Below are 12,955 nucleotides of genomic sequence, written 5' to 3'. Positions count from 1 at the left end.
AATGCTTTATTTCTTGTTTTGTTTGATCTTTAGTTTGTGTGCGAGGTTTTTACGGGATACATCCACTATAAACCTGCCTTTCAGCAATTTTCGCCCAATAAGAACGGGGTACTTCATATCACTACGGTCCGACAACGAAAACTCGGCTTCAATTGTCTCATCGAAGAATTTTATTTTTGTACGGATGATGTACCGCTCCTGCACCTCCCCGAAGGAACTTTTAATCTCGCGCAGTTCGTACTCTGTAAACCTGAGCTTCTTGTGGTTATACTGTGGGTGCGAGGGGTCCAGCAGGTCCAGGGCAATTACCATCGTTCCATCTGACCTTGTCTCTTCGTGTATATTAGAACAGTGAATGGCGGATGTATAAGCCCCGGTATCTATCTTCGCCTCTATCTCATGGATGTCCAGTTCTGGAAGCGAGACGAGTTCGCGCCTCCCGATGATTCTTTTCTCAGAATTGGAATTGACTTGTTTTCCCTCTTTCATAGACCTTTCTGAATTATGAGTTATGAATGCTGAATTATAAATGAGATTGAGAGGGTAACGGTTATATATAAGCTTTTACCACTTCAAGTTGCAGCAACCTTAACTCAAGCTACTACTACACCTTACCAACTCATAACTCAGCATTCTACTTACGGTATGTGATGCGGTAAATGGCATCGTTCTTATCATCCGACACCAGCATAGAGCCATCCGGCATCAGGAGCACATCTACCGGGCGCCCCCAGTCCTCCTGCCCTTGCAGCCAGCCTTCGGCAAATGGTTGATGAGAAGCCTGCCCGTTGGCATCCATCGTAACGGTTGCCACACTGTAGCCTATTTTCTCAGAGCGGTTCCAGGAGCCATGCTCTGCTATGAAAATCTGGTTCCGATACTCCTCCGGGAACATGTTACCGGTGTAGAACTTCATACCCAGCGAGCCACCGTGCGGGTGCAGCTTTTGCACCGGTTGCACAAACTCGCTGCAGTTGCGCTGTGTACCAAACTCAGGGTCCGGCACATCACCTGCATGGCAAAAAGGATAGCCGAAGTGCTGCCCTTTCTCTGTCGCGCGGTTCAACTCGTCTGCCGGCGTGTTATCATCCATTAGGTCGCGGCCATTGTCTGTAAAGTACAGGTTGTTTGTTTCCGGGTGCCAGTCGAAACCGACGCTATTGCGCACGCCCTCCGCATAAATCTCCAGGTTTGAACCGTCCGGATCCATACGGTTGATGGTGGCATAAATAGGATTCTCAGACTTACAGATGTTGCAAGGTGCGCCCACAGGCACATACAGCTTGTCATCAGGACCAAAGGCAATGTACTTCCAGCCATGGTGCGCATCGCTCGGGAACTGGTCGTTCACCACCTCATGTGTTGGGTTATTGCGGAAAGTCTGCTCTATGTTATCAAACCGGATAACACGGTTCACCTCGGCCACGTACAGGGCTCCGTTTCGGATGGCGACACCATTGGGCATCGTTAAACCGGAGGCAACTACCACTACTTCGTCAGCCTTTCCGTCCTTGTCTTCATCCACCACAGCATATACCCTATCTTCCTCCCGGGTGCCCACGAAAAGGATTCCAGACTCACTTAGAGCCATCGAACGGGCATTGTCCACATCCTTGGCGTAATAGTCTATGCGGAAGCCCTCCGGCAGCGTAATTCTTTCCAGATCTGGATCAATGGGGCCTGTTGGCATACCAGTCTCTGATTCACCGAGCGCCTGCTGCGTTTCAGTTGGTCCTGTTTTGGTGATTTCCTCGTTCTCAGCATTTTCATTGGAAGAGCAGCCAACACTAATAGTGGCAACGGCAAAAACTGAAAGGATAAAGCTTAGTGGTTTTTTCATTATGAAAGGCTTCGTAAAGATTTTAGGGTTTAAAATTGCGCATACTCCCTTTAAGTAGCAATAGCCAGGGCAGCATCACCCCTGAATCCAAACTAGGTATACTCGTACAAAGGTACAATGTTTAAAGGGGAATACGGGTTTGTTCCAGACAGAACCACAAAAGGATGGCTATGTTTTACGGTGGTCCTTTTAGCGACCGCCTTGCATGCGCTTCCGGTGCAGTAGTGCCGCCACATCCTGCAACAGGTAGGAGTGCCCGGTTTTCAGGACAACCAACTCCCCCTTATCCAGCGCATCTACAAACACCCCCACCCGCTTAGGGGCTATTATCTGGTCATACTCCCCCAGGAACATGGTAACGGCCACGTGGTGCTTGTTCAGCAGGCGCACTATTTTCCGGATATCAAAGTTTAACTCCCTGAACCCAACCCAACTGCGGTAAACGCGCAGACGCTTAGAGGTGCTGTCCATTTGGTAATGGGCGAAGCGCAGCAGGCTTTTATGCACCATGTTGTATTTGTCCAGCATGCGAAGCAGCCCGAAGAACATATCCGGCTTTACCACCGTGCGCTTAAACAACTGCTGCAACCATCCGGGGTAGGTGGCAATGTTGTACCAGAAGCTTGTTCTGATACCGTCTGGTGCAATCAGAAACAGCTCCTCGATTTTCTCCGGCATGCATTCTACCAACGTGAGAGCAAACTTACCGCCCATGCTGAAGCCCATTAAGGAAAAGCGCTGAACCTGCTCTTTTTCCAGAAAATGCTCTATAAGTTGCTGAAGAAACTTTTTGGACAGCGGCATGCTGCGCTTGTGCAGGTGGCTGCGACCATGAAAGAAAAGGTCGAAAGCGTAAATGGTATAGTCGTTGCCAAGCGCCTGCTCCATGGGGTGGTAATAGGCGCTGTTCTGTCCGTAGCCATGAAAAGCCAGCATCACGCGGCTGCCGTGCCCAATGACCCGGTAGTGCAGTTTAGAGCTATTTATGATGACGTAGGGCAAAGCTTAATTGCTGAATGGTTTAATTGTTAAATGGCGTTAAAGTTAACACCTGCTGTTACGCGAAAAGTCCCAGCGGGACTTAGAACATGTAGCGTGGTGCTTCTTATCACCTGTTGTTACCCAATTATACGCTAGCGTATTAGCCTTTTGCAGGATTTGGATTAAGATTCTTCCGGAATGGGCAACGAACAAACAACCATTCAATAACTAAATAATAAACAATTAAAGTTTAGAGACTCCGCCTGATACGACGAATTTCATCACCTCGCTGCTCGGAATGTCTAAGAAAGTGACATTGCGTTTCGGCACGAGGAAGAGCTCTCCGGAAAAGTTATAGGAGTGCGGAAAGTATACGGCCACTTTGTCTTCTATATTAATGGTATCCAGGGTGTCCTGTGTCAAAAAGCCCAGTTTATAGTTATCAGAGTCTTCTGTCATCTTTACCATTACTGGTTGGTTAAACTTCTGGTTGTCGCCCACGAAGGCATCAAAAAGGTCTTTAATGCTGGAGTAGATAATACTCACGAGCGGCACTTTGTGCAGGAAGCCTTCTGTTACAGAAATAAAGGGCTTGATGAAGAAAGAGGAGCCGATAAAGCCAACCAGCGTCAACAGCAGTACCATTAGCAGAATACCCAGCCCCGGCACACCTAAATCGAACAGGCTGTCTAACCAGTCAATTATTCCCACCACGATGAACACGGTAAGCGCAAGAGGTGCTATGATTAAGAGTCCGTTAACGAAGTAACGGAAAATGTTTCTCATAAAAATAATGTTCAGAAAGCGGAAGTATCGGTTCATGTGCTTATGTTAACAAAAAAAAGGCCTTGCCGAAGCAAAGCCTAAATGTAGCAAAAAAGCCAATATATTATATCGGTAATATTTTACACCGGCTCTGCCTCAATGGCAGCTATACTGTTAGCCACCTGCTCCATCAGCCACATAGGGGTAGACGTTGCACCACAAATTCCTACACTGGCAGCATTGGCAAACCAGGCTTCCTCCAGTTCCTCTTCGTTTTCTACAAAATAGCTGTTTGAGTTGTGCTGCTTACATACGTTGTAAAGCGCTTTCCCGTTCGAGCTTTTCTTGCCGCTCACAAATACAATCACATCATGCTCCGTTGAAAACTTAGCCAGTTGCGGTTCGCGGTTAGACACCTGCCGGCAAATGCTGTCGTTGGCGTCGAAAACAGGTTGGGTACTGTCCTGGTTTGCCTGCTTTAAACGTTCCTCGATCAGGGCCTTAATATGGTAGAAGCCTTTCGTGCTTTTGGTTGTCTGGCTGAAAAGGGTAACCGGGCGGGTAAAATCGATTTTATGTAAATCATCCTCCGTTGTTACGATAATAGCTTCGTCGCCAGTCTGGCCCGCCAAACCAATAACCTCTGCGTGACCCATCTGGCCATAGATGACAATCTGCCCGTTTTCGGCTTTGCCTCCGTCATAAGCGTGCTTCACGCGGTTCTGCAGTTTCAGCACCACCGGGCAGGAGGCATCTATTAATTCAATGTTATTCTCAAGCGCCAGTTTATAAGTTTCCGGCGGCTCGCCGTGCGCTCTGATGAGCACTTTGCAATCTCGCAGTTCCTGCAGCTGCTCACGGTCTATGATGCGGAGGCCTTTGTTGTAAAGGCGTTTCACTTCCATGCCGTTGTGTACTATATCTCCGAGGCAGTAGAGTTCTTCACAGTGCTCCATCTCATCCTCAGCCATCTGTATCGCAAATTCCACCCCGAAACAATAGCCGGAGTTTTTATCTATGGTTACGTTCATCTTTTCTGCTTCAGTTCTGCTGCAAAGAAATTTCGTTTGTTAATATTTTTGAAGTTACCTTATTCATCACAAATTCCACCTGCTCATCAATCGTCATGTGCGAGGTGTCCAGCAGGTGCGCATCATCGGCACGGCGCAAGGGACTCTCTTTTCTGGTAGAGTCTATGTGGTCGCGCTTTTTCAGGTTCTCCCTTATCTCGTCGAGGTTCACCAACTGCTTTTTCTCCAGCAGTTCCTCCTGCCGGCGCCTGGCGCGGGTGTCTACATCGGCGGTCATAAAAACCTTTACCTCCGCATCCGGGAAAACGGCTGTTCCTATGTCACGGCCATCCATCACTACCCCGCGTTTTTTCCCCATCTTCTGTTGCTGTGCCACCATAGCATGGCGCACCTCCGGCACTACGCTTACTTCGCTTACCTGGTTTGAAATATACATTTTACGTATCTCATCCTCCACATTAAGGCCATTTAGATAAACTTCGTTGCGCGCTGTTTTTGGGTTGTAGTGAAACTCAACCTCTATCTGATCCAGTGCGTCCTTCACTTCCTTGGGATTGGTAAGCGACACGTGGTGCTGCAGAAAATATAATGTAACCGCTCTGTACATGGCACCGGTATCTATATAAGCGTATCCAAGTTCTGCGGCTACTAATTTTGCCGTGGTGCTCTTGCCGCATGAGGAATACCCGTCGAGTGCAATTACTATTTTCTTCATAGGGGAGAAAAAATGGAGAATTTAATTAGAGTCGCAGGGGCAAGGCAGATTGCCCAGCTTGCTTTTTCTTTTGAGAGATGCCGTCTTTTTTTGCTGAGGTGTTTTGGCGGTGCAGCCAGCCAGTGGGCCCGTTGCCAGAAAACTCGCTAATATCAGGTATGAAATTATCTTTCTCAAATCAACTGAATTTAATGCAAATATAAAGTAATTTACCGTTTCTCGCCCACAAAAAGGGCAATTTTCAAAACAAACACCTGTTACCATGCCTACCAGTTTTTCCATTAGCGGACATATCGTCGACATACATAACCAAGAAATCTACGAAGGCACTGTTCATGTCTCAAACGGCCGCATTTCTAAAATAGTTCGTGAGGCCACAGCGGCTACCAATTATATATTACCCGGATTTGTGGATGCCCATGTGCACATCGAAAGCTCCATGCTGGTGCCCAGCGAGTTTGCCCGCCTGGCCGTGCCGCATGGCACTGTAGCCACCGTCTCGGACCCGCACGAGATCGGAAACGTGCTCGGCCTGAAAGGCGTGGAGTATATGATAGAGAACGGGAACAAGGTGCCATTCAAGTTTTATTTTGGCGCTCCGTCCTGTATTCCGGCCACGCCTTTCGAAACGGCCGGCGCAGAGATTACGGCCGCTGATATTGAGAAGCTGTTTCAGCGCGGTGAGATAAAGTACCTGGCAGAAATGATGAACTGGCCCGGCACGCTGCAACGCGCCCCGGACGTGATGGAGAAGATAGCACTAGCCCAAAAGTACGGCAAAGCCGTAGATGGCCACGCCCCCGGCCTGCGGGGTGAGCAGGCCCGGCAGTATGCCTCCGCCGGTATCAGCACCGACCATGAGTGTTTTACTGCAGCCGAAGCCCTGGACAAACTGGCTGCAGGCATGAAGATTCTGATAAGAGAAGGCAGCGCGGCCAAGAACTTTGAAGCCCTGATTCCGCTGCTGCCGGAGCACTACCAACACATTATGTTCTGCTCTGATGATAAGCACCCAGACAACCTGGTGGAGGGGCACATCAACCTATTGGTAAAGCGTGCGCTGGCAGCTGGCAACGACCTGTTTCATGTGTTACAGGCTGCCTGCGTGAACCCGGTGGAGCATTATAAACTGGAGGTTGGCTTGCTGCGGGAAGGTGATGCCGCCGATTTTATAACGGTAGACAACCTCGATAACTTTAATGTGCAGGCGACTTACCTGGACGGGCAATTGGTAGCCGAGCACGGCAAAACGAAGATTGCCTTCTCGGAGAGCGAAGATATCAACAACTTTAACACAGACCTTAAATCGCCGGAGGAGTTCGCCGTGCTGGCCGGGAACGCCACCAGAATCCGCGTGATGGAGGCTTTTGACGGGCAGCTCATTACAAAACAACAATGGGCCGTGCCTAAGATAGAAGGCGGCTTTATTGTGCCAGACCTGGCGCAGGACGTGCTGAAACTGACAGTGGTGAACCGGTACGAGAATGCGGCGCCATCCGTCGCGTTCATCAAAAACATAGGCCTGAAGGAAGGGGCCATCGCCTCTTCCGTGGGCCACGATTCCCATAACATTGTGGCCGTGGGTGTGGATGATGAAAGTATAGCTAAGGCTGTGAACCTGATAATACAGTCTAAGGGAGGCGTGGCGGCCGTAGGCATGGGCGTACAGCAACTGCTGCCGCTGCCAGTGGCGGGCATTATGTCGGCGGAGGATGGCTACAGCGTGGCAGCACACTACTCGGCCATAGACCGTATGAGCAAAGACATGGGCAGCAAACTGGAGTCACCGTTCATGACGCTTTCCTTTATGGCACTGCTTGTTATCCCGTCGTTAAAGCTCAGCGACAAAGGCCTTTTCAACGGAGATGAATTTAAATTCGTATCTGTGGCGGAAATAGACTAACCACATATTCATCCCCCAAACGGGAGCCGTAGCAGATGCAGGAGCTTGTGCTTTTTATAGTAGGTGTTATAGTGAGTGCGTTTGGGACAACCGTGGGTTTCGGAGGAGGTGTGTTTCTCGTACCCATCCTGATTATCTTCTTTGGCTATAACATGGAGATTGCCATCGGCTCCGCCATGTCGGCGATGATGCCAGGCGCTATCATTGCCTCGCTCTTTAACCTCCGTGACCGAAGTATCGATTACCTGGTGGGCATACTGATTCAGCTGCCTGCTATGGCCGGAACCGTGTTAGGGGCTTTCATGGTTGCATTTCTTCCTGTGCAGGAGCTTCAGCTGATTTTTGTGGTGTTTGTGCTGGGTATCGGGGTAATCATGATCCTGCCTAAAAAGAAGGAAGTGCCCCGCCACGCAGGCATGATGTACCGCATCCGGCGGGCTCCTACCTCTTTTATCCGGAAAAACAGAGAGAAGAAGCTGGCTTACCGGCTAAATGGCGGCGTAGTGTCTCTCTTTGGTTTTGTATCAGGCACCGTGGCGGGCTTATTCGGCATTGGGGGCGGGTTTCTACAGACGCCTATGATGATAAAACTCTTCCGGATGCCCGCCCAGATTGCCACTTCTACTTCCCTGTTTATACTGGTGGTAACTAGCTTCACAGGCTTTATCAGCCATTTCCTGCTGGGCAACGTGCTCTGGAACCGTAGCCTGCCCCTGATGATTGCCTTTTCCGTAGGCTCTTTAATCGGCAACCTGCTCAAGAAAAGAACCCCACGGGGCAAGAAACTGGAGCGACTTATTGCCATTGGGTTACTGTTGGCTGGAACTGGCGTACTCCTCAACCTGCTGATGAAGACTGGCGGAGGTTTTTCTTTTTAAAAGGTCTTAAAGCTTGTTCAAGAAAAGGACTTAGAACTTGTTTAAGCTTTATCCTTTGAGGTGCAAGTGTACGCTGTCAAAAACAAAATTTAAACAAGCTCTTAAAACACAGCGCGGGCCCTGCATTATTTGCAAGGTCCGCGCTGTGTTAAATGCGAAGCATAAAAATTGTTCCAATAAAGGCTTTATTTATACTACTAACTCATTTATAATTAACAAGTTACTTTATAAAGGCAAAGTCTTGTGACCTGGTACCTGTGTTGATTTAAGCTTCTTTCTGTTCGGAGAGTTTCTGCAGCAGTGCATTTACCTTTTCGGCGGTCAGTGGCTTGGTCAGGTACTCGGCATTATATCTTTTGAAGTTAGCTGTATCCTGTGGGTGTGTGGAGGTGGTGAGTACTGCCATCACAATATTGCTCCTAAAATCGGCATTGAGGCGCTCATACAGTTCCAGCATCTCAAACCCGTCCATTACCGGCATGTTAATATCAAGAAAAATCAGCTCCGGCTTAAAATAGTTACTGCTCTCTGTCTCGTAATTGTTATTGCTAACATTGTACAGGTAGTCAAAAGCCTGCTTACCGTTCACGAACGTGCGTACATTGTCCGTCACCTTCATCCTGTCGAGCAGGCGCTGGTTCAGAAAATTTGTGGTATCGTCGTCATCGATAAGTAAAACGCCTGATAGCTTCTCTTTCATTTCTATGTTAAAAACCCTATGCGTACTTGTATACGGTGAAATCTAATGAAGTAGTTTTTACAAACTCACCAAATAGCTTTCACACTCCTCTTCCCCTGCCTCTGGCTGTTCTTTTTTACAAGGCCAATCTTCTCCTTCAGGTGGCTTATCTACTCAAGAAGCCTAATTCTTTTCTTCTTATCACCTGTAAATTATACCTGATGCAGTGGCGGATAGTGTAAAATTATATAATACAATCCAACTTAAAAAATAAAAGCAGGTCAGGCAGTGGTAATGTTATATTAAAACAGAAAAAGGGGAGCCCGGATTTTATAGTCCGGGCTTCCCTTTTTCTGTTTTTCTCAAAAAATACTTAGTCAATATATCCCTGAGAGCGCATCCAGTCGTCGTTGTAGAGTTTGGCCAGGTAACGGGACCCATGGTCAGGCAGTATTACCACCATCATATCATCCTCGGTCAGGTTGTTTTCTCTGGCGTACTCTAAAGCACCAAACACAGCCGTTCCGCCGGACCAGCCCACGAACAGGCCTTCTTCTTTGGCAAGCCTTCTGGTCATCACAGCCCCGTCTTTATCCGATACTTTAATAAAAGTATCAATAAGGTCGAAGTTCACATTCTTTGGCAAAATATCTTCACCTATACCCTCAGTGGCGTAAGGGTAAATCTCCTTCTCATCGAAAATACCAGTCTCCTTGTACTTCTTAAAAACAGAGCCATAGGTATCAATGCCAACCGTGATGATACCAGACTTCTGCTCTTTGAGGTACTGCGATGTACCGGAAACAGTACCTCCCGTGCCTACGCCAGTCACAAAATGAGTAATATCCCCATTCGTCTGGTCCCATAGTTCAGGGCCCGTTGTCTCGTAATGCGCCACAGTGTTCGACATGTTATCGTACTGGTTCGGGTAAAACGAGTTCGGAATTTCCTGGTTCAGCCGCCTTGCCACGGAGTAGTAAGAATCCGGATGGTCGGGTGCCACGTTGGTAGGACACACAATCACCTCGGCACCTACAGCCTTCAGCACGTCAATCTTCTCCTTGCTCTGCTTATCTGAAAGGGTAAAAATACATTTATATCCTTTTGCAATGGCAGTTAACGCCAGCCCCATACCCGTATTGCCGGACGTTCCTTCGATAATGGTTCCGCCTGGCTTAATGATGCCCGCAGCTTCCGCATCCTCAATCATTTTAACGGCCATGCGGTCTTTGATAGAGTTACCCGGGTTCAGGTACTCTACCTTAGCGAGCACAGTGGGCTTAATGCCTTTGGTTACATTGTTGAGCTTCACCAGCGGGGTATTACCGATTGCCTCGGTTATATGGTTCAGATACTTCATCTGTTTTGTTTTTTGTTGCAAAGGTAAGAAATTAAATCATTTCAAATTTTGAACAGGAACAGCCTCTGCAGGCTGGTTCTGTACAGCAGAGAAACAGCAAATGACAAAATTGCGTTGCCAACGGTTCTGGCAAAAAATGCGTTTACGAGAACAGCAGGGCATACGTTCAGGCCACTTAACCAACAGCATAACAGACATAAGTCGTTCCGTTGGCCGCATTACCAAACACTATATTAGGGACAACTATTTTTTGCAGGGGCCACAAAAAAGCCTATTTTTGCACAAGCTTATAGTTCGACCGTCAATACACAAACTAAATAAGATACACATGAGTGTTTTAGTAAATAAAGATTCGAAAGTGATCGTGCAGGGCTTCACAGGCTCGGAAGGATCTTTCCATGCACAGCAAATGATCGAGTACGGCACTAACGTTGTTGGTGGTGTAACCCCAGGCAAAGGTGGTTCTACGCACCTCGACCGTCCGGTTTTCAATACAGTTGAAGAGGCTGTTGAAAAGGCTGGTGCCAACGTATCTATCATTTTCGTACCACCAGCTTTCGCCGCTGACGCTATTATGGAAGCTGCTGATGCTGGTATCAGCGTTATCGTGGCAATTACAGAGGGGATTCCTGTAAAAGACATGGTGCAGGCTAAAAACTACCTTAAAAATAAGAATGTAACCTTGATCGGTCCTAACTGCCCGGGTGTTATAACGCCAGGCGAAGCAAAAGTGGGCATCATGCCAGGCTTCGTTTTCAAGCCAGGCCGTATCGGTATTGTTTCCAAGTCAGGTACTTTAACGTATGAGGCTGCTGACCAGATTGTGAAAGCGGGACTGGGTATTTCTACAGCTATCGGTATTGGTGGTGACCCTATCATTGGCACGCCTACCAAAGATGCTGTTCAGTTGCTGATGGAAGACCCTGAGACAGATGCCATCGTGATGATTGGTGAGATTGGTGGTAACTATGAGGCCATGGCTTCTAAGTATGTAAGCGAGACAGGTAACAAAAAGCCGGTTGTTGGTTTCATCGCTGGCCAGACAGCGCCTGCAGGACGCCGCATGGGCCACGCTGGTGCCATTGTAGGTGGTGCTGAAGATACAGCAGCCGCTAAAATGAAAATCATGCGTGAGAACGGTATCCATGTAGTGGAGTCTCCGGCTGAAATCGGCGATGCCATGGTAAAAGCTTTGAAAGAAGCCGGTATCAACGCTTAATTTGATTCATACATACTTTTAGTAGGTATAACGAAAAAGAAAGGCTGCCCTGCAAAGGCAGCCTTTCTTTTTTGCCACTACCCTCCCCCGCACAACCGGCCGCTGTTAACTTCGTTTGGTATACTTCAGCACAAACAGTTGAAGTTTAAAACCCTCACATCAATGCCAGAAGAACAGCAGCACTACGACACCATCATTATCGGAACAGGCCAGGGCGGTATTCCTTTAGCCAAAGTCCTGGCCGAAGCGGGGCAGAAAGTAGCCATTATTGAAAAAGATGATGTGGGAGGCTCCTGTGTGAACTATGGCTGCACGCCTACTAAAACCCTGCTGGCAAGTGCCCAAACGGCGCACATGGCGCGTCGGGCGGCAGAGTACGGAGTTCATGTACCGGAGGTGCAGGTGAACATGCAGGAAGTAAAACAGCGCCGCGATAAGATGGTGCTGCAGTCCAGAAAAAACAATGAGGTAGGCTTAGAGGACTCAAAGGCAGTATTGCTGCGCGGTACTGCTTCGTTTCTAGACAAAAAGAAAATTGAGGTGAAGTCAGATGGAAGTGCCACTCAAGCCCTGACTGCCGACAGAATCATCATCAACACCGGCGCCGCCCCTTCTGTGCCTGCTATAGAAGGCATAGACAGTATAGAACACCTCAACCACAAAACCATACAGGACTTAACTGTTGCGCCAGAGCACCTGCTGATACTGGGCGGCGGCTATATTGGGCTGGAGTTTGGGCAGATGTTCCGGAGGTTCGGCAGTAAGGTTACTATTGTACAGCACGGGGCACAGCTGCTGAGCCGCGAAGATGAGGATGTGGCAACAGAGCTGAAAAAGATACTCGAAGAAGAAGGCATCAACATTCTCCTTGACACGGAGCCGCAACAAATAACGAAGGAAGGTAACAGCATTAAGTTGAAAGTAAAATCAAAAGGCAGTCAGCAGCAGGAAATAACCGCTAGCCATTTGCTCCTTGCCACCGGCGTAAAAGCAAATACAGCGGACCTGGACTTAGAGAAAGCAGGTATTGAAACGGATAAGAAAGGCAACATTAAAACAGACAAGCACCTGCACACTTCTGCGGAGAATGTGTATGCGATTGGTGATGTGAAAGGCGGGCCGCAGTTTACACACATCTCCTATGATGATTACCGCATTCTGCGCGACAGCCTGCTGCATGGCAAGCACCGCTCCACCGACGACCGGCCTATACCTTACTGCGTCTTCACGGATCCGCAACTGGGACGCGTAGGGCTAAGTGAGAAGCAGGCGAAAGAGCAAGAAATAAAATACAAAATAGCGAAGCTGGAGATGTCGAAAGTAGCCCGGGGCGAAGAAACCGGGCATACTAAGGGCTTTATGAAAGTGCTTGTGAACGAGGAGAACGAGCAGATATTAGGCGCCGCCATCCTTGCTGCGGAGGGAGGCGAAATAATGACGGCGCTTCAAATTGCCATGATGGGCAAGCTCAGCTATAAACAGCTAAAAGAAGGTGTGTTTGCGCATCCAACCTACCTGGAGGCGCTGAACAACCTGTTCATGAAAATGGACGGTTAGTACCACTTTAAGCTCTTTTCATAGCTT

General features: G+C 48.4%; 11 protein-coding genes and 1 pseudogene. 4 read left to right on the top strand and 8 right to left on the bottom strand.

Annotation, left to right across the window (positions count from 1 at the left end):
• Positions 1-6 precede the first annotated feature (6 nt).
• From DXT99_RS00550 to cmk, 6 genes are all read right to left on the bottom strand, one after another.
• Positions 7-489, bottom strand: coding sequence for an ATP-dependent zinc protease family protein (locus tag DXT99_RS00550; protein ID WP_115563563.1), 483 nt, complete (start codon positions 487-489; stop codon positions 7-9).
• Positions 490-634: 145 nt separating this feature from the next.
• Positions 635-1,840 carry a PQQ-dependent sugar dehydrogenase gene (locus DXT99_RS00545; RefSeq protein WP_115563562.1) on the bottom strand — a complete coding sequence of 402 codons (1,206 nt, stop codon included), beginning with the start codon at positions 1,838-1,840 and terminating at the stop codon, positions 635-637.
• A 189-nt stretch (positions 1,841-2,029) separates the two neighbouring features.
• Positions 2,030-2,842 (bottom strand): alpha/beta fold hydrolase, encoded by an 813-nt coding sequence (locus DXT99_RS00540; protein WP_115563561.1) that lies wholly within the window; start codon positions 2,840-2,842, stop codon positions 2,030-2,032.
• A 222-nt stretch (positions 2,843-3,064) separates the two neighbouring features.
• Positions 3,065-3,643, bottom strand: coding sequence for a DUF502 domain-containing protein (locus DXT99_RS00535; RefSeq protein WP_246000372.1), 579 nt, complete (start codon positions 3,641-3,643; stop codon positions 3,065-3,067).
• An 83-nt stretch (positions 3,644-3,726) separates the two neighbouring features.
• Complete coding sequence (locus tag DXT99_RS00530; RefSeq protein WP_115563560.1) at positions 3,727-4,617, bottom strand: 4-hydroxy-3-methylbut-2-enyl diphosphate reductase; 891 nt, start codon at positions 4,615-4,617, stop codon at positions 3,727-3,729.
• 10 nt (positions 4,618-4,627) lie between these two features.
• On the bottom strand, positions 4,628-5,332 hold the full coding sequence (cmk, locus tag DXT99_RS00525) for a (d)CMP kinase (protein ID WP_115563559.1): 705 nt from the start codon (positions 5,330-5,332) through the stop codon (positions 4,628-4,630).
• 262 nt (positions 5,333-5,594) lie between these two features.
• Between cmk and ade the strand changes: the two genes are divergently transcribed.
• Both ade and DXT99_RS00515 read left to right on the top strand, forming a co-directional pair.
• Positions 5,595-7,235 (top strand): adenine deaminase, encoded by a 1,641-nt coding sequence (gene ade, locus DXT99_RS00520; protein WP_115563558.1) that lies wholly within the window; start codon positions 5,595-5,597, stop codon positions 7,233-7,235.
• Between the two features lie 35 nt (positions 7,236-7,270).
• Positions 7,271-8,113, top strand: a complete 843-nt coding sequence (locus DXT99_RS00515) for a sulfite exporter TauE/SafE family protein (protein WP_115563557.1) — start codon at positions 7,271-7,273, stop codon at positions 8,111-8,113.
• Between the two features lie 265 nt (positions 8,114-8,378).
• Here DXT99_RS00515 and DXT99_RS00510 read toward each other — a convergent pair whose 3' ends face one another.
• Positions 8,379-8,813: a response regulator gene (locus DXT99_RS00510; RefSeq protein ID WP_115563556.1), complete on the bottom strand. Its 435-nt coding sequence runs from the start codon at positions 8,811-8,813 to the stop codon at positions 8,379-8,381.
• Between the two features lie 355 nt (positions 8,814-9,168).
• A pseudogene (locus tag DXT99_RS00505) lies at positions 9,169-10,152 on the bottom strand (PLP-dependent cysteine synthase family protein); the annotation flags it as partial.
• 328 nt (positions 10,153-10,480) lie between these two features.
• On the opposite strand from DXT99_RS00505, the gene sucD reads away from it, so the two are divergent.
• Together sucD and DXT99_RS00495 are read left to right on the top strand one after the other, a co-directional pair.
• Positions 10,481-11,371, top strand: coding sequence for a succinate--CoA ligase subunit alpha (sucD, locus tag DXT99_RS00500; protein WP_115563554.1), 891 nt, complete (start codon positions 10,481-10,483; stop codon positions 11,369-11,371).
• A 162-nt stretch (positions 11,372-11,533) separates the two neighbouring features.
• Entirely contained in the window at positions 11,534-12,928 is a 1,395-nt protein-coding gene (locus DXT99_RS00495; RefSeq protein WP_115563553.1) for a mercuric reductase, read from the top strand.
• Positions 12,929-12,955: the final 27 nt, after the last annotated feature.

Origin of the sequence: Pontibacter diazotrophicus, assembly GCF_003367245.1 — a bacterium.
Lineage (GTDB): Bacteria > Bacteroidota > Bacteroidia > Cytophagales > Hymenobacteraceae > Pontibacter > Pontibacter diazotrophicus.
Note: the sequence above shows the minus strand (reverse complement) of the source record. Positions and strands in the feature narration are given on the sequence as shown.